Raw genomic sequence first — 22,264 nt, forward strand, 5'->3', positions numbered from 1 at the left:
GGAGACACCCCTTGCCCCGTTACCTCGCCATCGACGCCGACGGCCACGGCCTGACCGTGGCGGCCGGCAGCGTCCGCGGCGGGACCGCCCACGTCGAACAGGCGTTCGCGTGGCCGGAGACCGCCCCGCCGCTGTCGCCCGCGACCGCCGCGCCGCTCGGCCGGCGGCTCGCCGAGCTGCTCAAGGAGGCCGGCGTCGCGCCGGCCCCGGTCCTGTTCGCCGTCGGCCGCGACCGGATCATCCTGAAGGAAATCAAGCACCCGCCGTCCCCGCCGCAGGACGAGCCGGCCGTCGTCCGGTTCCAGGCGATGAAGGAGCTGACCGAGTCGCCGGACGACGGCGTCCTCGACTACATGCCGCTCGGCAGCGACGCCGGCGGCGAGCGGCGGTCGCTCGTCGCGTTCGTGAACAAGGACGTGTTCAACGCCGTGAAGGCGGCGTGCGACGCGGCCGGGTTGAAGCTGGCGGCCGTGACGCCGCGGCCGTTCGCGACGACCGCCGCCGCCGGCCGGGCGGTCGCGACCGGCGCGGTCCCCGTCCCGGACGCCGTGGACGCGGCCGTCGCCGTCGTGACCCTCAACGACTCGTCCGGGGAGTTCTCGGTCATCAAGAACGGCGCGGTCCGGTTCTCCCGACACGTCTCGCCGATGGCGATGACGAACGAGGCCACCCTCGTCGCCGAACTCCGCCGGAACCTGTCGGTGTATTCCGCCCAGTCGCTCGGCGACTCGATCCAGGCGATCTACCTCGCGGAGGGCGAAACCGGCCTCGGCGGGTGGTCCGGCCGGCTCGGCGCGACGTTGCCCGTGCCCGTCTACCCGTTCGACCCGCTCGCCGGCACGCCGGTCGCGGACCGCGTGCCGCCGAAGCAGCGGTCGCGGTTCGCCGGCGTCGTCGGCCTGCTCGCCGGACAATCCCGCGTCGGCCCGACGCCGATCAACTTCGTCCAGCCGCGGCAGCCGCGGGCCGAGGTCAACCCGAACCGCAACCGCATCGTCGTGGGGGCACTGCTCGGCCTCCTCACGCTCGCGGGCCTCGCGTTCCGCAGCTACGCCCTCCTGCAAAGTGCGGCCGCGAAGACGGCGAACCTCCAGGCGCAGGTGCAAAGCCTCGAGTCCGACCTGAAGCTCCGCGAGCCGGACGTGAAGCGGCTCGCCGCGGCGGAGGAATTCGACAAGCGCGGCATCCCGTGGCTCGACGAGAAGTACGACCTCGCCGTCCTCTTCCCGGACATCAGCAAGATGAAGCTCATGTCCTACGTCGTGAGCGCCCTGCCCCCGCCGGTGAGTAAGGACAAGCAGAAGCCCGCCGCCCCGACCGGCTCGCGGTTGACCGCGTCCCCGCCGGTCGCGAAGATGCGGCTGACCATCGCGGCGGACAACGGCACGCTGCCCGAGGAACTGGTCCGGGCGCTGGCCCGCGAGTCCCGGTACTACAGCGGCGTCCGGTCCACCATCGGCCCGCTCCTGCCCGGCGGGTCGGCCCGGTCGCCCGTGCAGCAGTTCTTCATCGACGCGAACATCTCCCGCCGTTCGCCGGAGGAGTACACCTCCCGGCTGCGGGTGACGCTCCCCAAGCCGGAGGTCGAGCCGGAGAAGCCCGCGGCCGCCCCCGACCCCAACCCGCTCGGCTTGCCCGGTGGCTTCGGCCCGGACGGAGGGAACGCCCCGTGACAACCCGCGAAAAGCGAATGGTTCAGTTCCTCGGCGTCCTCGGCCTCTTCGGCCTGGGGTTGGCCGCGTACACGCTCGTGTACCAGCCGCTCCAGAAGCACAAGCGGGACCAGGCGAAGTTGGAAGACGACCGGCACGAGAAGCAGGAGCAGCTCGTCAAGGTCATGCGCGACCTGAAGCGGGTCGAGACCGTGAAGAAGCGGAGCCTCCCGGCCGACCCGGACGTGGCGAAGCGGGAGTACGAGGCCGCCCTCGGGTACATCCTCCGGTCGTCCGGCGTCCCGGCCGGGTACACGATCGTCCCGAAGGTCGCCGGCGACGTTCGCAGCATCCCGGACATCGCCCCGAAGAAGCCGGCGTACCAGCGGATCGGGTACGACATCCGGATGACGAAGGTGGACCTGCCGATCCTGACGAAGGTGCTGAAGGCGTACTACGACCTGAACCTGCTCCACCAGATCACACACTTGGACATCAAGCGGGTGGAGAAGGAAGGCTCGTCCGGCGGCATCGCCCGCCGCGGGGCCGACCGGCAGGACCTGGAGGTGACGTTCCACACGGAGGCGATCATCCTCGACGGCGCGGAGCAGCGGCGGACGCTGACGGCCGTGCCGCTGTCCGTCGCCGCCGTCGGCGGCGGCGGGGCGTACCACGCCGTGCTGAACATGCCGGAGACGAGCCGCGTGGTGAAGCCGCAGCAGTTCGTCCAGGTGCTCGCGACCGATGCATCGAAGCTCGGCCGCGACTACGCCCTGCTCGAAGGCCGCGACGTGTTCCACGGCCCGCTGCCCCCGCCGGAACGGAAGGCCGAGGCCCCGAAACCCGTCAACCCGTTCGGTCCCGAAGGGCGGCCGAAGGAGGACATCAGCCCGTTCATTCGGTTTAACTCGCTGACGACCGGGGCGACCGGCATCCAGGAGGCGACGATCTGGAACCAGGCGTACAACACCATGTACGAACTCCGCCTCCGCGACGGGGACGGGTACACCGAATTCCAGGTCAGCAAGAAGTTCCGCGTCGGCGAGAAGTGGGTGAAAGACCGCGAGGCGATCAAGGACTCGAGTTGGCAGCCGCTGAAGAGCGCCGGCGAGTTCACCATCGGCGAGGACGACACGGCCACGGCCCGCACGTTCCGGTTCCTCGGCGTCCACGAGGACGGCCTCGTCTTGATCGAAAAGACGACCGAGGATAAGCCGGCCGACCCGAAGAAGGCGGCCGGGAAGGACCGCCCCGCCCCGCCGGCGAAGCTCGGGGCCGAGCAGGTCGCCGTGGCCGCCGCGGTCGGCGTCGTCGGCGCGAACAAGCCCGCCAAGCCGCCGGCCGTCACCGAGTCGGTGTTCGTCTGGAAGCTGGGCCAGACGCTCAAAGCGATCACACCGCTGAGCGAGTCCGAGGGCCGGGAGCTGATCCGCAAGCTGTCGCCGAAGCAGGCGGCCGGCGCGGAGCTGGCCCCGAAGCCCCGCGACGCGGAGAACTGAGGTTCCACCCGACGCCGCAAGCGGGGCAAGCCGGAGGGCTTGCCCCGCTTGCGTTCCCCGGCGAGGGCGGGAAACTCACGGCCGGTTCATTCTGATTAAAAATTCCCGCGGGCCGCACATTCCTGGTTGCGGACCGGGTAGGCTTAGGATAAACCCGCGAATCGAATCCATGGGTCGCGGACGGCGGGTCGTGTCGGGGGACGCGGGCCGCCAGGGGCAGGACGCCGCACCGTGGGATACGTTGGGGGAACCTATGAGTCTGCACGTCCCGCAGGCGGTCGGCCGCGTCCCGGTTTGGAAACTCCGCCGCTGGCTGCCCGTCGTCCTGGCCTCCGGCCTCGCCGCGCCGCTCGCGCTCGCGGAAGAGCCGAAGCAACCCGTGCCGATGAAGGCGGCCGACCCGGCGAAGGCCCCGGCCCCGGCCCCGGAGGCGAAGCCCGAGGTCCCGGAAAAGACCGTCTCCTTGAACTTCAACTCGAAGCCGTGGGACCAGGTGCTCGACTGGTTCGCCACCGAGAGCGGCCTCGTGATGATCGCCACGGCGAAGCCGACCGGCAGCGTCACGATCAAGACCGACCCCGGCAAGAAGTACACCATCTCCGAGGTCGTGGACCTGCTCAACCGGTCGCTCGCGCTCCAGAAGTTCATCCTCCTCCGCATCGACTCGACGACGTTCACCGTCTGCCCGGCGGACGAGAAGATTCCGGACGCGTACATCCCGCGGATCACCGTGGACGAGTTGAAGAAGAAGGCCAAGACCGAGGTGGTACAGGTCGCGATTCAACTGAAGACGCTGAACGCCGAGGAAATCCTGGACCAAGTGAAGACGCGGAAGGGGCAGTTCGGCGACGTGAAGGCGATCGGCGCGAACCAGTTGCTGATGACCGACACGGCCGGGACGATCGACACGCTCATCAAGGACATCAAGCGGCAGGACGAGGCGCACGGCGACTCGCTGACGTACCAGTGCAAGTACATCCGCGCGTCCGAGGCGGCCGAGAACCTCACGAAACTGCTGACGGACAGTTCCACGTCGGTGTCGGCGACCTCGCCGACGCCGTCGCCGTTCGGCGGGTTCACGCCCGGCGGCGGGTTCACGCCCGGCGGCGGGTTTACCCCGCCCCCGAGCAGCCGCGACAACCGGACGGTCAGCAGCCGGTTCCGCACGGTGAACGTCACGGTGCAGGAGAAGACGAACACGATCATGATTACCGGCCCGGCCGACAAGCTGGCGACGGCCGAGAAGTTGCTCAAGGAACTCGACATCGCCCGGCCGGGGATGAAGGAGTACCAGCCCGGCGAGCAGACGCTCAAGATTTATGGCGTCCCGCCAAAGACGGCCGACACCCTCGCCCGCGTGCTGAACGAAACCTACGGGAACTCGAAGCTCGTCCGCATCGCCGCCGTGCCGGGCAAGGACGAGATCATGGTCCTCGCCCCGGCGTCGGACCACTTCGACATCGCGCTGAAGATCAACGTGAACACCGAGGGGTCGAAGCCGAGTACGACCACCGAGGTCATCGAAATCACGTCCGGGAAGGACCCGAAGGAGTTGGCCGATGCGATCAAACGGCTGATGCCGGACACGACCGGCAGCGGGCCGATCATCGACTCGCGGTCGGACCCCACGCCGGCCCTGCTCGTCAAAGGCAACGCGACCCAAATCGCGGAAGTGAAGGCGGCGAAGTTGGCCGTTGATCCGCCCTCGGGTGGCACGGGCGGCACGGGTGTCGGCGGGAACTTCCGCGCGATCCAGGTGGACGGCGCGAGCGCCGCGACGGTGGCGGAGCTGCTGGCCGACACGCTCCAGAAGATGGGCAAGCCGGTCGAACTTGGCGGCGTGGACCTGTCGAAGCCTGCCACTCCGATGCCGGCCCCCGCGCCGAAAACGGCCCCGCCCCCGCAGGAGAAGAAGAGCCGGGCGTTCCCGCTGCAAGGCCCGGAGTACGTGCGGGCGCAGATCGTGGACCCGTCGGCCCCGGCCCAGCCGAACCAGCCGAAGGCCGACCCGAACGCCAAGCCGGTCCGCATCCTGGTGATCGGGAACAAGATTTCCATCACCGGCGACGACCCGGTCGCGGTCGAGACGGCGGCGCAGCTGGCCCGGCTCATCATCAGCCAGGGCAAGGTCGTGGACGAGTCGCGGTTCGACGTGATCCGCCTCAAGAACGCCAGCGCCGAGGAAGCCGCGAAGGTCATCACCGAGGTGTTCAACGGCCCGCAACAGCAGCAACAGGGCGGCCCGGGTGGCGGTCGGGGCGGCGGCGGGTTCAACCCGTTGCAGTTCCTCGGCCAGTTCGCGGGCATCGGCGCGTCGGCCCCGGCGAACCCGTCGGCCAACCGCATCCGCGTCGTCGCCGAGAAGCAGAGCAACTCGCTCGTCGTCGTGAAGGCGTCGCCGCTCGACCTGCTCACGATCCGCAAGCTGCTCGAGAAGGCCATCGACAGCTACCCGGACCAGGACTCGACGAGTGCGATGAAGACGTGGGTGATCCCGCTCGCGCATCAGAACGCGGAGACGGTCGCCATCACGATCAAGGACGTGTACGCGAACCTCATGACCACCAACCGCGGCGGGGGCGGCCGCGGGGCGCAGTTCGCGGCGTTCCCGTTCCCGTTCCCCGGTGGCGGCGGCGGACAACAGAACCAACAGCAGGTCGCGCAATTGACCGTCGGGACCGACTCGACGACGAACAGCATCGTCCTGAACTGTAACGAGGCGATCTACAAGGATGTCGAGAAGTTGGTGTTCACCCTCGACGACGCCGCGAAGGATTCGACGGACGTGGTCCAAGTGGTGAAGCTCGACGGCATCGACCCGACGCTCGTGCAGCAGGCCATCGACGCGATGACCGGTACGACCCGGCCGACGACGCCGACCGGCGGCATGGGCCGCACCGGCGGCGGGTTCGGCGGCGGCTCCCCGTTCGGCGGGGGCAACTTCGGCGGCGGCGGCACGCCGTTCGGCGGGTTCGGCGGCGGGAACCGGGGGTTCGGCGGCGGCACGCCGTTCGGCGGGGGCGGCAACCGCGGGTTCGGCGGGTTCACGCCCGGCGGCGGGGGCGGCAACCGGGGGACCGGTGGGGGCAACCGCGGGGGCGGCCGGGGGGGCCGCAACCAGAGATCGGACGATAGAAGTCCGGGCGACGGTGGTGGAGGGCGCGATTTTTTTGAATACCGGGACACGGACGTCCCTTCCGGCCTCTCGACCATCTACGACCCCGAACTAGATAACGACACGAGGAAGCCCACGCCCGACCCGGACCTTCGCCAAATCCAGGCGACGGTACCGGCCGTCAACCCGCAGCAACCGCCGCCGCAACCCGGCGGACAGCCGCCGAAGGCGAACCAGCCGCCGGCCCCAGGCCAGCCGACGCCGCCGGCGATCGTCGCCGCGCCGTCCGGCACGGTCACGGCCGAGGTGCTGCCCGAGACCGGCCTCCTCGTCCTCCGCACCCGCAACCAGGAGGACATGGAGAAGTTGCTCCGGCTGATCGAGTTCATCCGCCAGCAGGTTCCCGGCAGCGAGGTCGAACTGCGGATCGTGCCGCTGAAGCACCAGGACGCCACGAGCCTGGTGAACCTACTCAACACCATCTTCTCGCGGGTCAACATCGGCATCGGCACGACCACGCTCGTGCAGGGGGCGAACCAGCAGCGGCCCGGCGGACTCTTCGGCGGGCTGTTCGGCGGGTTCGGCGGCCAGCAGCAGAACCAGCAGGCCGTCACCGTCGGCTCGCTCTTCATGCTCCCACTGCCCCGGCAGAACTCGATCATCGTCGCGACGCCGAAGTCGCGGATGGACTCGATCCTCAAGGAGATCGAGCGGTTCGACGTGCCGAACACGTTCTCGTTCAAGACGTACCAGTTGAAGCGCGGGTCGGCCCAGTACGTGGCGTCCCAACTCCAGACGTTCTTCAACCAGCGGTACGGCAACGAGACGGCGGCGACGAACCAAATCCGCATCACGTTCGACGCCAACTCGAACCAGCTCTTCGTGCAGGCCGGGCAGGCCGACATGAAGGACATCGAGGACTTCATCCAGAAGATCGAGACGGCCGAGAACTCGTCCAAGAACGAACTCCGCGTCTTCAAGCTGAAGTACGCCTACGCGGACGACGTGGCGAACGTCCTGCTCACGTCGTTGACCAGCGGCGTCGTGAACCCGGCCGCCTCGGCGACGGCATCCACCGTCGGCCAGGGGGCGGGCGGCGGGGCCGGCGTGTCGCCGTTCGCGACCGGCGGGGCGGCGGGCGGCGGCCTCAACCAACTCGGCGGCGGCGGGCAGTTCGGCCAGCAGTTCGGCGGGGCGAACCAGCTCGGCGGCGCGAACCGGCTCGGCGGCGTCGGCGGCCAGACCGGGGCCGGCGTCGGCGTCACCACGAAGACGACCTCGCTCCAGTTCTTCAGCTCGCAGGACGGCAAGATCACCGAGTCCAGCTTACTGGTGGACGTTCACATCACGCCGGACACGCGGATCAACGGCATCGTCATCTCCGCGCCGGAGAAGACGATGCGGCTCATCGAGAAGCTGCTCGAGGAACTCGACGTGCCGTCCGCGGCGAAGGCGGACGTGAAGGTGTTCACGCTGAAGAAGGCCGACGCGAACACGACGGCCACGCTGCTGACGAACCTGTTCAGCTCCGCCCGCGCCACCGGCGGGCAGTTCGGCGGCGGGCTGAACCAGTTACTCGGCGGCGGGGCGAACCAGACGAACCAGACGAATCGGCCGCTGCTCACGCTGACCGGCGACGTGTCCGAGGGGGCGACGCTGCTCGACCTCCGGCTGTCCGTGGACAACCGGACGAACAGCATCATCGTCGCCGGCGGGCAGAGCGACCTGGAGACCATCCGCGCGATCATCGCCCGGTTGGAGGACACCGCCGCCCCGCAACTGATGACGAAGGTGTACAAGCTCCGCAACGCGGCCGCGGCCGACGTGCGGACGGCCGTGTTGACGTTCCTCCAGCAGAAGGTCCAGCTCGAAACGAACCTCCAGTTCGCCGGGGCGTTCCAGCAGATCCAGCGGCAGGTGTTCATCCAGGAGGAGCCGGTCTCGCAGACGCTCTTGATCGCGGCCAACCCGGAATACTTCTACGAGGTCGTGAGCCTGATCGAGAAGGTGGACGCGCCGCCGCAGCAGGTGTTCGTCCAGGTGCTGATCGCGGAAGTGCAACTGCGGAACACGCAGGAGTTCGGCGTGGAGTTCGGGCTGCAAAGCCCGGTGCTCTTCGCCCGGAGCCAGACGACGACCGGCCCCGGTACGCCCGGCTTCAACTTCAACACGACGGCCGCGCTGCCGAACACGACGACGGCCGGCCAGGGGACGGTCGGGTTCCAGGGCCTTGGCAACCTCGGCGTCGGCCGGTCCGGGTCCACCGGCATCGGCGGGTTCGTGTTCTCCGCCGCCAGCGACACGTTCAGCCTGCTCATCCGGGCGCTCAAGGCCCAGAGCCGGGTGGACGTGCTCAGCTACCCGCAGCTGAGCCTCACGGACAACCAGACCGGGTTCTTCCAGGTCGGCCAGAACTTCCCGATCCCGACCGGCGTGTCGCAGACGGTCACCGGGCAGTTGCAGGGTGTGGACTACATCCCGATCGGGATCACGCTGCGGGTGACGCCGCGGATCAACCCGGACGGCAAGGTGCTGATGCGGGTCGAGCCGCAGATCACGAACCCGTCGCCGACGCTCATCGCGCTCGGCAACGGGCAGACGGCCACGGCGTTCGACACGCAGACGGTGCAGACGACGGTGCTGGCGTCCGACGGGGAGACGATCATCCTCGGCGGCCTCATCACCCGCCGGGACAACCGGGCCGAGAACAAGATTCCGATCCTCGGCGACGTGCCGTACCTGGGGGCTGCGTTCCGCTACCGGACGCAGGCGCAGGAGCGGCGGGAGATCATCTTCATCGTCACGCCGCACATCCTGCGGTCGGAGGCCGACCGCGCCCGCGTCGGGGCGGAGGAAGCCCGCAAGATGCACTGGTGCCTGCCGGAGGTGCAGAACATCCACAGCTACGGGGCGGACGTGCTGAGCGGCCGGAACCCTTATGCTCCGGATGCGGCCCCGACGTTCGGGCTGCCGACGCAAGCGTACGCCCTGCCCGGTTGCCAGCCGTCGCTACCGGCCGGCGTCGTGCCGGACGGGGCGATCGTCGGGCCGAACGGGGTGAACCCCGAGCCGTACCCGCAGTCCCTGCCCGGCGGCGTGGTCCCGGACGGTGGGGCGGTCAACCCGCCGATGAGTCAGGCGAACCCGCCGGTGAACACCGTCTACCCCGGCACGGCGGCGTACCCGCAGGGGGTGGTCGTCCCGCAGCAACTCGTGCCGGCGAACTGGCGGCCGCAGCCGCAGGGGGCACTCGTGCAGCCGCGGCCGCTCTCGACGAGCGCCGTGAGCGCGATGTTCGCGGCCCCGGCCGAGCCGAAGAAGAAGGAAACCCCGAAGCCGGCCGCCCGGACGGCGTCGCCGCTCGACACGCCCTCGCAACCCACGGAAGGGGTCAAGCCATGGTCCGTTTTCGGAAACTGATCCTGCTCGCGGCCGTCGCGCTCGGGCCGGCCGCCGGTTGCATGACGACGAAGCCGCTCACGACGCAGAAGCTGAACGAGACGATCAAGGACGCGCTGCCGCAGTCGGTACTGGCGGTCGGGCCGAAGGCCGCCCCGGCGACAGAGTTCGCGACGGCGTGGCAGACAAAGCTCGGCCACCTCCCGGACCCGACGCGGAACGGGGCGATGAGTCCCGGCATCGTCGGGCAGGCGTTCCTGTACACCGAGAAGCTGGCCGCGGCGGAGATCGCCGGGTCGCTGACGATCGTGGCGAACGACGCCACGCCGCGGCCGGCCGGGATGCCGCCGAAGCAGCCTAACGTGTGGCACTTCGACGCCGACACGCTCAAGCGGATGGTCGTGAACGACGACCGGTTCGGTAAGAGCCTGGCCATCTTCCTACCGTGGCCGGAGGAATGGGCGGACGTGAACCGTCTTTTGATCCAGGCCCGGTACGACCAGCCCGCCGCGCCGCCGCTGTTCGCGTCGCAATCGACGGTCACACTCGACCTGTTCACGAGCGGCCCGCAGGTGAACGTGTCTCAGTCGCGGCAGACGCTCGCCCAGATGGCCGTCCCGGACCCGAAGGCGCTGTTGCAGCAGGCCCAGGCGAACCCGGCGGCCCGGACCGTCACGGGGACTGGGCAGCCGTTCCCGGCGGTCGCGAACCCGATAGTTCCGGTGAACAACCAGGGCGTGCCGAACATCGGGCAGATCGTTCCCGTGAACCATCAGGCTCCCGCGGCGGCTTGGCCGAACGTCGGGACGCCGCCCGCCGGACAGCCGCAACCGAGTGTGGGCGGGATGCCGGTATTCCTGCAGCAACAAGGGGCCGTGGGGATCCTGCCCACGGCGGGGCCACAACCACCGGCGAACGTGGTAGGAACGCCGCTGCCGCCGTTCCAGACGAACCCGCCGCTGACGCAGCCGGCCGGCGAGTTTCAGCGGACCGTGATCCCCCGGAACTGACGAGAAGAAGAAGGCCGCCCCGTTCGGGCGGCCTTTGTTACTTCACACGCCCGTCCTTGATCGGCGGCAGGCTAATCATCGAGCTGTCCGTCATGTTGTCCACGATCGACTCGATCGCGTGGAACGCCGACTCGCCGATCCCCTTCTGGTAGATCGGCGGGTAGATTTCGTGCCGCACGGCCATGAACGCCCGCACGACCTGCGGGTCGAACTGCACGCCGGCCTCGGCACCGAACACGGCGTCGATCTCGTAGGGCGACCGGGCCGACCGGTACCGCCGCGGCGACATCATCGCGTCGCACGCATCGGCCACGGCCAGGATGCGGGCGATGAGCGGGATCGCCTCCCCGACCAGCCCGTCCGGGTAGCCGCGGCCGGAGAAGTGCTCGTGGTGGTGCCGCACGGCCGGCTTCAGCTTGTCGAACGGCCGAATGCTCGCGACGATCCGCTCGCCGATGACCGGGTGGCGGCGGACCTCCTCCATCTCGTCGTGCGTCAGCCGGCCTGGGCGTTGCAGGATTTCGTCCCGCAGGCCGATCTTCCCCACGTCGTGCAGCAACCCGGCGAGGTAGATGTCCCCTTCCGTCGTCGTCGGCAGGCCCATCTGCTTGACGAGCAGCACCGCGATCCGGGCCACCCGCTCGCTGTGCCCGGCCGTGTACGGGTCCTTCGCGTCGATGATCGTGGTCAGGCAGTGGAGCAAGCCATTAAGAAGGGTCTTCGTGCTCACCTGCGCCTGCGCCCGCTGGGCGAGGAGCATCTTGAGCGCCATCCGCACGGCCTTCGTGTCGCCGTCGTCGAACCGCCGGTCCGGGTTGAAGCTCAGGACGACGATGCACCCCTGGGTCCGGGGGTCGCACGCGATAACCGCCATGTCCGGCTGGCCCTCGGTTTTCGTCGCCTCCGGGTTCACCCACCGGAGGGTTTCCGCCCCGGCCGGCAGGCGGCCCAGCAGTTGCTTCGCCAGGGTCGCGGCCTGGTCCGTGGTGAAGTTCCGCTTGGCCGTCATCCCGGAGACTTTGTTGCCGGCCTTCGAGTACCAGTAAGCCACGTCCGCCGCGACGGCGGTGCGGGCCGCCTCGACGGCCGCGACAACGGCTTGGTTCGTAGTCCCGGTGTCGCCTAGCTGGACGAGCAGCGACTCCAGCACGACCCACGGGTCGCGGATCAACGGGACGGGGGTGTCGGGGACCAGACCTTTTCGTTCGTTCGTTGTCATGGGTGTGTCGTCGGAGAAGTCACAGGCGTCGGGCACAACATCCGTGAAGACGATCTGAGGGAGAGTATAGCATCGCGGGGCGAACGAATGCTACGGCCCCCACAGGCAATTTCCTGAAATCCGTCCCTTCACGTCGTCGCGGGTTCTGATCCGAGCGGAATGTGGAAGAAACCGTTTCATCGCCGACTCGAAACCGGTACGCTATCGGAATCCTACCCCCGCGGTTCGCCCGCACGTTTCGAGTTACGCATGCCCGACGACCAGCCGATCACCCTCGCGATGATGCGGGAGCGTTTCACCAGCGCCGTCGTCTGCGACGCCCTCGATGCCGCCGGGTTCCCGAACCAGTCGCCGCGCGTTTCCTTCCGCCAACTGACCGTGCCCGGCGTCCTCGTCGGCCGGTGCAAGACGACGCTCTGGGCGGACATGGCCCACGTCGATCCGAAGCCCTACGAGCTGGAACTGAAGGCCGTCGATTCCTGCCGGCCGGACGACGTGCTGATCGCCGCCGCGGGCGGGTCAATACGGTCCGGCATCTGGGGCGAACTGCTCAGCACGGCCGCCCGCAACACCGGCTGCGTCGGCGTGATCGTGGACGGGGCCGTCCGCGACGTGCGACAAATGGCCGAGATGGGGTTCCCGGTGTATGCCCGCGGAACGATCATCTACGACAGCAAGGACCGCCAGCGGGTCATCGACGTTGACGTGCCGGTAGAGATCGACGGCGTGACGTTCAACCCCGGCGACTTGGTGATCGCGGACCGGGACGGCGTCGTCGTCGTGCCGCGGGCGGTGGAAGCCGAGGTCGTGCGGGCGGCGTGGGAGAAGGTGAACGCCGAGAACCAGGTCCGCGACGCGATCCGGGCCGGGATGTTGGCGACGGACGCGTTCGCGAAGTACGGCGTGCTTTAAGGGGGCGGTGACATGTTGATCTTCGACTCGCACCTCGACCTCGGGCTGAACGGCGTCGATTGGAACCGCGACCTGCGGATGGCCGTGGACGACATCCGCGTTCAGGAGAAGGTTCTGAACATGACGGACAAGGGCCGGCAGACGAACACCCTGAGCATGCCGGAACTGAAGCGGGCCGAGGTCGGCGTCGGCGTCGCCACGCTGCTCGCGCGGCTGGAAAAGGACGTGAACCACCCGCTCGGCAAGACGTCCCCCGAGGCATGCTACGCGATGTGCCACGCCCACCTCGCGTACTACCGGGCGATGGAGCGGAGCGGATGGATGACGATGATCCGCACGCGGAAGGAACTGCACGCCCACCTGGAGGCTTACGACAAGAACCCGGACAAGACGCCGTTCGGCTACGTCCTGAGCATGGAGTGCGGCGACGGCGTGTTGAACCCGGAAAACATCCGCGAGTGGTTCGACCACGGCCTGCGGGCCATCGGCATCACGCACTACGGCCCGAACCGATACGGCGGCGGCACGCGGAGTGAGGTCGGCCTCGCGCTCGACGCGATCCCGCTGCTTAAGAACATCGAGCAACTCGGCATGGCGCTCGACATGACGCACCTCTCGGACAACGCGTTTTGGCAGGTGACGGAGCGGTTCGGCGGCCGGGTGCTGGCGAGCCACCAGAACGCCCGCAAGTTCTGCGACTGGCAGCGGCAATTCAGCGACGACCAACTGAAGTGGGTCTTCTCCCGCGGCGGGGTCGTGGGAATCGCGTTCGACGCGATCATGCTCCAGCCCGGCTGGGTCCGCGGCGTGACGAGGCCGGAAGTGACCATCGAGCGGGCGGTGGACAACATCGACCACATGTGCCAGCTCGCCGGCAACGCCCGGCAGGTCGGCATCGGCAGCGACCTCGACGGCGGGTACGGCAACGAGCAGACCCCGGCCGACCTGAACACGATCTACGACCTGCAAAAAATTCCCGACATCCTCACCCGCCGCGGCTACTCGTCGGCCGACGTGCAAGGGATCATGCACGGCAACTGGGTCCGGTTCTTCAGCGAAGTCCTACCCGCCTAAACGCACACATGTCACAACCCGCCACCCCGCACCGGTACGTGATCGTCGGCATCACGTCGATGGCCGCGCTCTGGATGTACATCGACCGCGTCTGCCTCTCGACGCTGGCGGACCGGATTCAGAAAGATTTGAACTTCGACGGCAACGACAAGGCGTGGATTCTTGGCGCCTTCTTCCTCGCTTACGCCGTCTGCCAACTCCCGGCCGGGTCGCTCGCCGACCGGTTCGGCCAACGAGTAGTGCTGACAGGCTGCATCGCGGCTTGGTCGCTGGTGACGGCGCTGACCGGGTTCGTGCAAGGCTTCCTCAGTTTGTTGATCGTCCGCCTCCTCTTGGGAATCGCGGAAGCCGGGGCGTACCCCGCGGCGGCGGGGTTGGTGAAGAACTGGGCGATGCCCACGGAGCGGGGCCGGTTCAGCAGCTTCGTGTCCCTCGGCGGGCGACTCGGCGGCGCGGTCGCCCCGTTCATTACCGCGATCCTCGCCCTGGCCCTCGTCGGGTGGGGGCCGCCCGGCTGGACCGTGGAACACACGAAAACCGTGACGGAAGGCGGCGTCGAGTACACCGAAACCGAGGTGCTGAACTGGCGGGGCGTGTTCGTATTCTTCGGCGCGTGCGGCCTACTCGTCGCGGCCGGGTTCTGGTTCATCGTTCGCAACCACCCGCCGGGGCACGAATCGTACACGTCCGCCCCGAAACCGCGCCGGCCGATCCTCGAACAACTCGCGGTCCTCGTTCAAAGCCGGAACATGTTCCTGTTCGCCCTCGTGCAGTTCGCCGTGAACGTGAGCTGGGCCCCGCTCGTGACGCTGCTGCCGACGTACTTGAATGAGTCGTTCGGCACGCCGCTCAAAGAAATCGGCGCGATGCAATCGACCGCGCTGTTCATCGGCTGCGGCGGGATGCTGCTCGGCGGGTTCGTGACGGACGCCCTGCACAAGAGGTTCGGCCCGAGGTGGGGCCGGTCGATCCCGGTTTGCGCCGCGAAGGCCGTGTGCGTCGTCCTGTGCTGCCTCGTGCCGCAAATGGATTCGGCGTGGAATGCGATTTTCGTTCTGGGCGCGATGGCGTTCATGGTGGACCTCGGCAACCCGTCGATCTGGGCGTTCGCGCAGGACGTGGGCGGCAAGAACGTCGGGGCCGCGCTCGGCTGGGGGAACATGTTCGGCAACCTCGGCGCGTTCGCGTCGCCGATCGTGCTGACGGTCGTGAAGGACCGGTTCGGGTGGAACGCCGCGTTCTTCGTCTGCGCCGGGTGCTTCGCCGTCGCGTCCGTCGCCGGGTTCCTGCTGAACGCCGGGCGGACGCTCGACGATCACCGGCCGGAGTCGAGGAACGATTGAAGGATGAGTACGGCCGCGATCCGGTCGCGCTTGCCCCTCCGCTTGTCCCGCCGCACGCCGGCCGCGATGAGCGAGTCCTCCGCGACGCTCGACGTGAACCGCTCGTCCACGAAATCGACCGGCAGCCCCGTCACCCCCCCCAGCCATGTCGCGAACTCGCGAGTTTCCTTCGCCTTCGGCCCCTCGGTGTCGTTCAGGCTGATCGGCAGGCCGACCACCAGGCCGACGATCTGTTCCGCCTTCACCAGCTGCTGAAAGTACTCCGCGTCGGCCACCGGCTGTTGGCGGGTGTAGGTGTCGTGCGGCGACGCGAGAATGCGGTCCGGGTCGCAGACGGCGAGCCCCACCCGGACGGAACCGTAATCGACGCCGAGCAACCGGCCCTTCGGCGGGAACGTCACAGGTACTGCTCCCCGCCGTTCTTGAGCTTGTCCACGATCTCCTTCACTCGGCCCTCGTCCTGCTTGCGGGCCACGAGCGTCGCGTCGCCGACCTGAATGATGACGAGGTCCGACACGCCGAGCGTCGCGATCAGGTGGCCGGGTTCCGCCGCGATGACGCAGCCCTTCGTTTCGATGCCGAGGTGTCGGCCCTGCACCGTGTTGCCGCCGGCGTCCTGCGGGTTGTGCCGCTCGAGCGCTAGCCAGCTCCCCACGTCGTCCCAGTGGTAGGGCGCACGCAGGACCATCCGCACCGGGGCCTTCTCCATCACCGCGTAGTCGATGCTCGTGCCCTTGATCGCCTCGTACTCCTTGCGGAACACCTCGTCGCGGCCCGGCGCGTCCCACGCGGCCGCGATCCGCACGCAGGCGTCGTGGATGTCCGGCCGGCTCGCCTTCAGTTGGCCGAGGATCGTCTTCGCCTTCCAGACGAAGATGCCGCTGTTCCACTCGTAGTTGCCGCTGGCAACGAACTGCTGCGCGACCTCGGCCGTCGGCTTCTCCTTGAACTCGCGGACGCGGGACAGCTTCACCCCGTTCCGCTCCCCGGCCGGCTCGCCGCGGTGGATGTAGCCGTACCCGGTGGACGGGAACGTCGGCGGGATGCCGAACGTGAACAGCGCGTCCGGGAACTCGTTGGCGAACTGCTCGGCCGCGAGTACCGCTCGATGAAACTCCGCCTGCGGCTCGATGAGGTGGTCGGCGGGCATGACGATCATCGTCGCGTCCGGGTCTTTTCGCGCGACGAGCGCCGCGCCGAGGCCGACGCACGGGGCCGTGTCGCGGCGGCACGGCTCGCCGACGACGTGGTCCTTCGGCACGTCGGGGAGTTGCTGCGCCGACTCGGCCGTGTACGCCGCGCCGGTCAGCACCCACGTCCGCTCCGGCGGGATGACCGCCCCAATGCGGTCGGCCGTGGATTGCAAAAGCGTGCGGTCCCCGGCGAAGCTGAGGAACTGCTTCGGGCGGGCGTTTCGGCTCCGCGGCCAGAACCGCGTCCCGCCGCCGCCCGCCATAATCATCGCGTGAAACATCGTGAAATCCTTTCAGGTCAAGACAACGTCACCGGGCCGCTGACGTTGAAATTCGCAGGGAGTTTCGCCTTGCACTCGGCCTCGTCGAGTGCGAACAGGGGGCTGATTTCGAGGGGGTATTTCGGCTCGCCGTTCTCGCGCGGGACGGCGACGCCGGCCGCCTCCAGCCACCGCGCGGCCCGTCCGACGAGCAGTTTGCGGACGGTTTCCGGGGAGTCGGCCCCGGTCGCGTTCTTCAGCGGGGCGAACTCGTCCTCCCGCTCGACGGCCATCGCCAGCCACCGGTCCGCGAGCGGCAGCGCGTCGAACACGAACAGCTCGAACTTGAGCGCGTTCTCCTTCGTCGGCGTGACCGGTTGGCCGTTCTCGTCGAGGCACGCGACCTTCTTCTTCGCGATGTGGTACGCCAGCCGCGTGTCGCCGCTCGTGACCCGTTCGAGGAACGGCACGCTGAACAGGTGGATGGCCGGGCTGCCGGCGCGGAACGCGAGTTCGCCGGCCGGCGTCCGCTCCTTCGACATTTCCGCGGGCATGTCCGAGTATTCGATGATCGCGCACCGGCCGTTCACGAGGCTCAGCACGCCGACTTTCTCTTCGGGCTGTTCCTTGAAGACGACCTTCGACGACACCTCGGCGTCCGTCTCGATGTGCCGGCCGACGAACGCCGGGTCCGCGACCCGCACCAATGGGTTATCGACCTGGAAGTAGAAGACGTGCTTCACGCCGTCGGCCTTCAGCTTCGCGAGGAGGCCGCTGTCGGCGAGGGCGGTCAGCGTGCCGCCGTGCCCGTTCGGGCTGAGGAACAGTTGGCCCGGCGCTTCGAGCAGCAACTTCCCCGTATGGAGGTCGAGCGCCGGCATCGTGCCTTGCTGGAAGAAATGCACGTCCGCCTTCGGCAGCCCGAAGTAGTTGTGCTGCTCGAAGTACGGTTGCGTCTCGCCGTGCGTGGCCGGGCTGGTCATCACCAGGAACGGCACGCGGGCGGCGTGCCGGCGGCGGAGGGCCAGCACCTTCTCGGCGTGAATCTGGAACAGGCTCGCCCCGCTCACCGGGCCGACCGGGTAGACGCCCTTCGGCCGGTCGGACCCGAGCCGACTGCCCTGCCCGCCCGCGACGAGCAGCACGGCCACCTCGCCGCGGCGGATCGCCGCTTCCCCGGTCGGCACGGCCGCGTCCGTCCGCGGCTCGACCGGCAACGGCGCGATACGGTCCCGCGGCGGCAGAACCGCGTGCGGCCGGTCCTTCTTGTCGAAGAGTTGCTTCAACTCGCCGAAGTTGATCCCGGACAGTTGTTCGACGAGGTTCGCCCGTTGCGTCGGGGTGAGGGTCGGCCAGTCGCGGAGGACGTGTTGCTGTCCGTGCGTTTCGAGCTGATTCTGCAAGTCGGCGGGTACGGCGCTCATGCTCGGGACATCCTATTAAAACTCGACCGTGAGGCCGTCGTGGGCCAGCGCCACGCCCGGCGGGAGCGGCGGCGGGTTCGCGTAATCGAACTCGTGAGACATGTGCGTCAGGTACGTCTGCTTCGGTTTCACCCGCGCGACGACTTCGAGCGCCTGCTCCAGGTTGAAGTGCGACGGGTGCGGCTTGCCTGGCTTCAGCGCGTCCAGGATCAGCACGTCCAGCCCGGCGAGCAGCGGCCAACTCCCGTCCGGGATTTTGCTCACGTCCGTGCAGTACGCCACTTCGCCAATTCGGAAGCCGAGCACGTCGAACCGGCCGTGGATGAGCGGGATCGGTGTTACCGACTCGCCGAGAACGTCGAACGGGGCGGTCGTAATGCGACGGAACTCCAGCTTCGGCAGCACGCCCGGCGGCAGGTCGTCGTTGCCGGGGTGGAACGCATACGAGAACGCCGCGCGGATGACCTCCTCCACGTCCTCCGTGCAGTAGATCGGCAGCGGGCCGCCGAGGTACTTCGGGAAGATGCGCACGTCGTCCAGGCCGAAGACGTGATCGACGTGGTAGTGCGTGTACAGGACGGCGTGGACGAGCGGAATGCGTTCGCGGAGCAGCTGCAACCGCATCTCCGGCGTCGTGTCGATGAGTAGGTTGCCGGCGGGGAACTTGATCAGAACGGACGACCGGGTGCGCTGATTGCGGGGGTGCGGGGAACGGCAGACGCCGCACCCGCAGCCGAGCATCGGCACGCCGACGGACGTTCCGCAACCGAGTACGATTAGCGTGTGCGGAGGCATCCGGAAAGTATAGCGGAAGCCCACGCCCGGCAGTATCGTCGAAATGATTCCACGGAAACACCCCCACCCTCCGCCGGAATCATTTCAAAAGTCCGGAATCATTTTTGAGAACGACGCAAGGACAACGGCATCATACGCTTGCGGCGGGTTGGTGGAATCGGAATCATTTCGTGCGACCCGGAAGCAAACAGAAACGGGCGGGAGGCGAACTCCCGCCCGTTCTCTTTTTGCGGCTCCAATTCTAGTGGGCTGCCCCCGGCTGGCCGGTTCCCAAATCGACGGGCTTGTAACCGCCCTTTGACTGGTAGTAGAGCAGCAGCAGGACGTAGCACACCAACATCCCGATCGGGAACAGCGCGACCGTTTTCAGCGCGTTCTTCTTGGCAACGGCCTGCGTATCCGTGATCGTCTTCTTCTCCTCCTCGGACAACGTCTTGACCTTCTCCTCGTCGAGCGGTTGGTACTCGCCGAAGAGGCTGGTCTTCTTCGCCCCCGCGACCTTCGCGTGGATGGCCGAGTTGGTTGTGGACAGCGACTTGTCCACCTCCTTGTCCTGGACGTTGCCGAGCAGCGGCGCGCCGAGGATGCCCACGGCCAACATGCCGAGGCCGCTGATGGCGTTGAGTGTCAGCGCGCCGCCCTTCGGGAACTGCTCGGCCACCACGCCGAGCATTGTCGGCCAGAAGAACGTCTTGCCGAAACCGTACAGCGTGGCCGCGGCCAAAATCATGATGCCGGTGGCCATCGACAGTGCGAACAGGCCGACGGCGGCAATCGCGGCGCTGACCGCCAACAACCCGAGCGGGGACAGCTTGTGGACGATCGGCCCGGCACAGAACCGCAGGATCGCCATGATGAGTGACGTGTAGATCAGCAGGTACGGCCCCTTCAGCTTCATCTGTTCCATTTCCGGCTGGGCCAGGGCCGTGATCCAACTGTCCGTGCCGAGTTCGGTGATCGCCAGCGGCATCATGATGATCATCAGGAACACGAAGATGAACCGGCCGAGCGACATCGTGTACAGGCCGAACAGCAGGCTGATGGCCGCGGCCACGCCGAACTTGATCGCCAGCTTCTGCGTGATGTCGATGCCCCCGAGTGTCGTAGCGACCGAGTCGTATGTACTGAGGCCGGTCTTCTCGTCCGGCACGAAGATCAACTTGGCTTGCTCCAGCACGTTCGAGATTTCAAACACGATGAGCGTGCTGACGAGCAGCGCACCGAAGAACCCGACTTCCTTCAACATGTCGCGGAACGACACGCCGGCGGCGACCCGCTCGTTGATCGGGAACTTGCAGGAGAACAGGAGGACGCCGTACAGCACGACCGGGATGCCGACGAGGCCGACCTTCATCCGCCAGTCGCCGGCGTCGCCGAGGGCCAGGGCGAGGATGCCGCCGAGGACCAACCCGCCCGGCCATCCGGCGTGCAAGATGTTCAGCCACTTGGTCTTGTCCTTGCTGAACATGGTCGCGACGACCGGGTTGATGACGGCCTCGACCGTCCCGTTGCCGAGCGCGCCGATGAAGCTGCCGATGTACAGCACCCAGTACCCGTTCTGGCTGTCTCCCTTCGCCAGCGTCGGGGCCGCGATCACGATCGCCATGTACGCCGCGTGGCAGATGAAGGCGATCAGCAGGGCCGTCCGGTAGCCGATCTTGTCGATGATGAGGCTGAATAGCACGATGCTGATGGCGAACGGCCAGAGGCCGACGCCGAAGATTTGTCCTTTTTGGGTTTCGCTGAGGTTGAACTCGCGGGCCCAGGTGTCCATCAGATCGACGCGGACGATGAACCCGAACGAGGTGGCGATCAGGGCAATGAAACATGTCATGAACAGTTTCATGTCCGGCTTGTCTTGGGTCATTGTCATGCAGCTCCGAAGGGAGAGGGGTCGGCAGGTTTTCCGCGAGTTACGGATACTATCCGCGAAAGTTTCACACTGTCTAGGAAAAAGAGCGAAACTCAGCAACGGGTCCGCTTCTCCCGGTCCGAGAAATCAGGCACTCTGGGCCGGGTTTGACCGGCGGACGGGTGGAACCGGCCCCGCCGCCCGCCCCCGACACATTCGGCCCGGTTTCAACTCATCTCCCGCCGCGGCCGCGGCCGATCAAACGTGGTCGTTACTCGAACGCGAGGAGCCGCCCGTGACCCAGGAACTGAACGTGCTCGCACTGTTCAAGGGGGACGAGCGGTACATCTACGTGTACGACGACGACAGCCGGGCCGAGTTGATCGACACCATTCGCCACGCCGCGGCCGACCCGCGGACCCCGATCAACTGGTTCGACGCCGCCGTGCTGACGGACCGCGCACGGCAACAGGGGAAGGAACCCACCGAGCAGCCGTCGCGCCTCTAGCGGCGGCGGGGGCCTTCCCGAGAACGACGCTTGACCCTCGAAGCCAAACTCGCCGAGTTCCTACAGCACCTCGGGCTGGAGATGAACTCGTCCGCGCAGACCGTCAAGTCGTACCGCGAAGACCTGTCCCAGACGCTCGGCTTCCTCCGCGAACTGACGAAGAGACCGAACCTCGACGCCCGCGACTGGAACACGCGGACGCTGCGGGCGTTCCTGGCGTGGCTGCACGAACAAGGGTACGCGAAGGCGACCATCGCCCGGCGGCTGGCCGCGACGCGGACGTTCGGCAAGTTCCTCTGCCGGGACGGGACGCTGACCACGAACCCCGGCGAGTCGCTGCGGACGCCGCGGCAGGACAAGAAGCTGCCGCACTTCCTGACCGTCGAACAGATGCAGAAGCTGCTCGCGACGCCGAGTTGCAACCTCGTGTACGGCCGCCGGGACCGGGCGATCCTCGAAGCGCTCTACTCCGCCGGGCTGCGGGTGAGCGAGGTCGTCGGCTTGAACCTGCTCGACCTCGACCTGAAGGACGGCGTGATGGTCGTCCGCGGGAAGGGGAAGAAGGAGCGGATCGCCCTGCTGGGCGACGAGGCGAAGCATTCGATTCAAGTCTGGTTGCCGGAACGCCAGCGGCTGCTCGCGGGCGTGGGCAAGGAGAGTCCGGCGGTGTTCTTGAACAAGTCCGGCGGGCGGTTGACCACGCGGAGCGTCGGGCGGTTGCTGGAAAAGTACCTCGCGCTCGCCGGCCTGGACCCGCGGACCAGCCCGCACACGCTGCGGCACAGCTTCGCGACGCACCTGCTGGACGCCGGCGCGGACATCCGCGGCGTGCAAGAGTTGCTCGGCCACAAGAGCCTGGCGACGACGCAAGTGTACACCCACGTCACGACCAAGCGGCTTCAGGAAAGCTACCTGAAGGCGCACCCGCGGGCGGAGTAAGAGTCGGGGTTCTTGTTTGGTCCCCTCTCCCCCGGCTTTGCGGGGGAGAGGGTTAGGGTGAGGGGGAACG

At 67.8% G+C, this 22,264-nt stretch carries 15 protein-coding genes; 9 read left to right on the forward strand and 6 right to left on the reverse strand.

All coding sequences use genetic code 11. The features are described from left to right. Positions 1 to 11 precede the first annotated feature (11 nt). From pilM to AC5JJ2_RS16870, 4 genes are all read left to right on the forward strand, one after another. Positions 12 to 1,673: a type IV pilus biogenesis protein PilM gene (gene pilM, locus AC5JJ2_RS16855; protein ID WP_495859181.1), complete on the forward strand. Its 1,662-nt coding sequence runs from the start codon at positions 12 to 14 to the stop codon at positions 1,671 to 1,673. A 17-nt stretch (positions 1,674 to 1,690) separates the two neighbouring features. Beyond that, on the forward strand, positions 1,691 to 3,151 hold the full coding sequence (locus AC5JJ2_RS16860; protein WP_495859182.1) for a hypothetical protein: 1,461 nt from the start codon (positions 1,691 to 1,693) through the stop codon (positions 3,149 to 3,151). Between the two features lie 253 nt (positions 3,152 to 3,404). Next, a complete protein-coding gene (locus tag AC5JJ2_RS16865) occupies positions 3,405 to 9,686 on the forward strand; it encodes a secretin N-terminal domain-containing protein (RefSeq protein ID WP_495859183.1) in 6,282 nt (2,093 codons plus the stop codon). Further along, positions 9,665 to 10,675, forward strand: coding sequence for a hypothetical protein (locus AC5JJ2_RS16870; protein ID WP_495859184.1), 1,011 nt, complete (start codon positions 9,665 to 9,667; stop codon positions 10,673 to 10,675). The genes AC5JJ2_RS16865 and AC5JJ2_RS16870 overlap by 22 nt, the downstream gene beginning before the upstream one ends. Before the next feature lie 37 nt (positions 10,676 to 10,712). Here the strand turns inward: AC5JJ2_RS16870 and AC5JJ2_RS16875 are convergent, their stop codons facing one another. Then, positions 10,713 to 11,894, reverse strand: a complete 1,182-nt coding sequence (locus tag AC5JJ2_RS16875; protein WP_495859185.1) for an HD-GYP domain-containing protein — start codon at positions 11,892 to 11,894, stop codon at positions 10,713 to 10,715. 249 nt (positions 11,895 to 12,143) lie between these two features. On the opposite strand from AC5JJ2_RS16875, the gene AC5JJ2_RS16880 reads away from it, so the two are divergent. The 3 genes from AC5JJ2_RS16880 to AC5JJ2_RS16890 are packed head-to-tail and all read left to right on the forward strand — an operon-like array spanning position 12,144 to position 15,223. After that, the gene (locus AC5JJ2_RS16880) at positions 12,144 to 12,806 is read left to right on the forward strand and encodes an RraA family protein (RefSeq protein WP_495859186.1); all 663 of its coding nucleotides are present in this window, start codon (positions 12,144 to 12,146) and stop codon (positions 12,804 to 12,806) included. A gap of 12 nt (positions 12,807 to 12,818) precedes the next feature. Further along, positions 12,819 to 13,880: a dipeptidase gene (locus tag AC5JJ2_RS16885; RefSeq protein WP_495859187.1), complete on the forward strand. Its 1,062-nt coding sequence runs from the start codon at positions 12,819 to 12,821 to the stop codon at positions 13,878 to 13,880. An 8-nt stretch (positions 13,881 to 13,888) separates the two neighbouring features. Next, the gene (locus AC5JJ2_RS16890; RefSeq protein ID WP_495859188.1) at positions 13,889 to 15,223 is read left to right on the forward strand and encodes an MFS transporter; all 1,335 of its coding nucleotides are present in this window, start codon (positions 13,889 to 13,891) and stop codon (positions 15,221 to 15,223) included. Here the strand turns inward: AC5JJ2_RS16890 and ruvX are convergent. The 5 genes from ruvX to AC5JJ2_RS16915 all read right to left on the reverse strand — a co-directional run bounded on the left by ruvX (position 15,196) and on the right by AC5JJ2_RS16915 (position 20,768). Then, a complete protein-coding gene (ruvX, locus tag AC5JJ2_RS16895; RefSeq protein WP_495859189.1) occupies positions 15,196 to 15,624 on the reverse strand; it encodes a Holliday junction resolvase RuvX in 429 nt (142 codons plus the stop codon). The two genes, AC5JJ2_RS16890 and ruvX, sit on opposite strands and share 28 nt — an antisense overlap. After that, positions 15,621 to 16,697, reverse strand: a complete 1,077-nt coding sequence (locus AC5JJ2_RS16900; RefSeq protein WP_495859190.1) for a mannose-1-phosphate guanylyltransferase — start codon at positions 16,695 to 16,697, stop codon at positions 15,621 to 15,623. Before AC5JJ2_RS16900 ends, ruvX begins: the two co-directional genes overlap by 4 nt. A 17-nt stretch (positions 16,698 to 16,714) precedes the next feature. Then, complete coding sequence (locus tag AC5JJ2_RS16905; protein ID WP_495859191.1) at positions 16,715 to 18,100, reverse strand: UTP--glucose-1-phosphate uridylyltransferase; 1,386 nt, start codon at positions 18,098 to 18,100, stop codon at positions 16,715 to 16,717. A 15-nt stretch (positions 18,101 to 18,115) separates the two neighbouring features. Then, positions 18,116 to 18,895 carry an MBL fold metallo-hydrolase gene (locus AC5JJ2_RS16910; RefSeq protein WP_495859192.1) on the reverse strand — a complete coding sequence of 260 codons (780 nt, stop codon included), beginning with the start codon at positions 18,893 to 18,895 and terminating at the stop codon, positions 18,116 to 18,118. 241 nt (positions 18,896 to 19,136) lie between these two features. After that, on the reverse strand, positions 19,137 to 20,768 hold the full coding sequence (locus AC5JJ2_RS16915) for an MFS transporter (RefSeq protein ID WP_495859193.1): 1,632 nt from the start codon (positions 20,766 to 20,768) through the stop codon (positions 19,137 to 19,139). A 274-nt stretch (positions 20,769 to 21,042) separates the two neighbouring features. Between AC5JJ2_RS16915 and AC5JJ2_RS16920 the strand changes: the two genes are divergently transcribed. After that, a complete protein-coding gene (locus AC5JJ2_RS16920; protein WP_495859194.1) occupies positions 21,043 to 21,255 on the forward strand; it encodes a hypothetical protein in 213 nt (70 codons plus the stop codon). Positions 21,256 to 21,285: 30 nt separating this feature from the next. Further along, positions 21,286 to 22,194, forward strand: a complete 909-nt coding sequence (locus AC5JJ2_RS16925) for a tyrosine recombinase (protein WP_495859195.1) — start codon at positions 21,286 to 21,288, stop codon at positions 22,192 to 22,194. Positions 22,195 to 22,264 lie beyond the last annotated feature (70 nt).

The organism is Limnoglobus sp. (assembly GCF_059499385.1).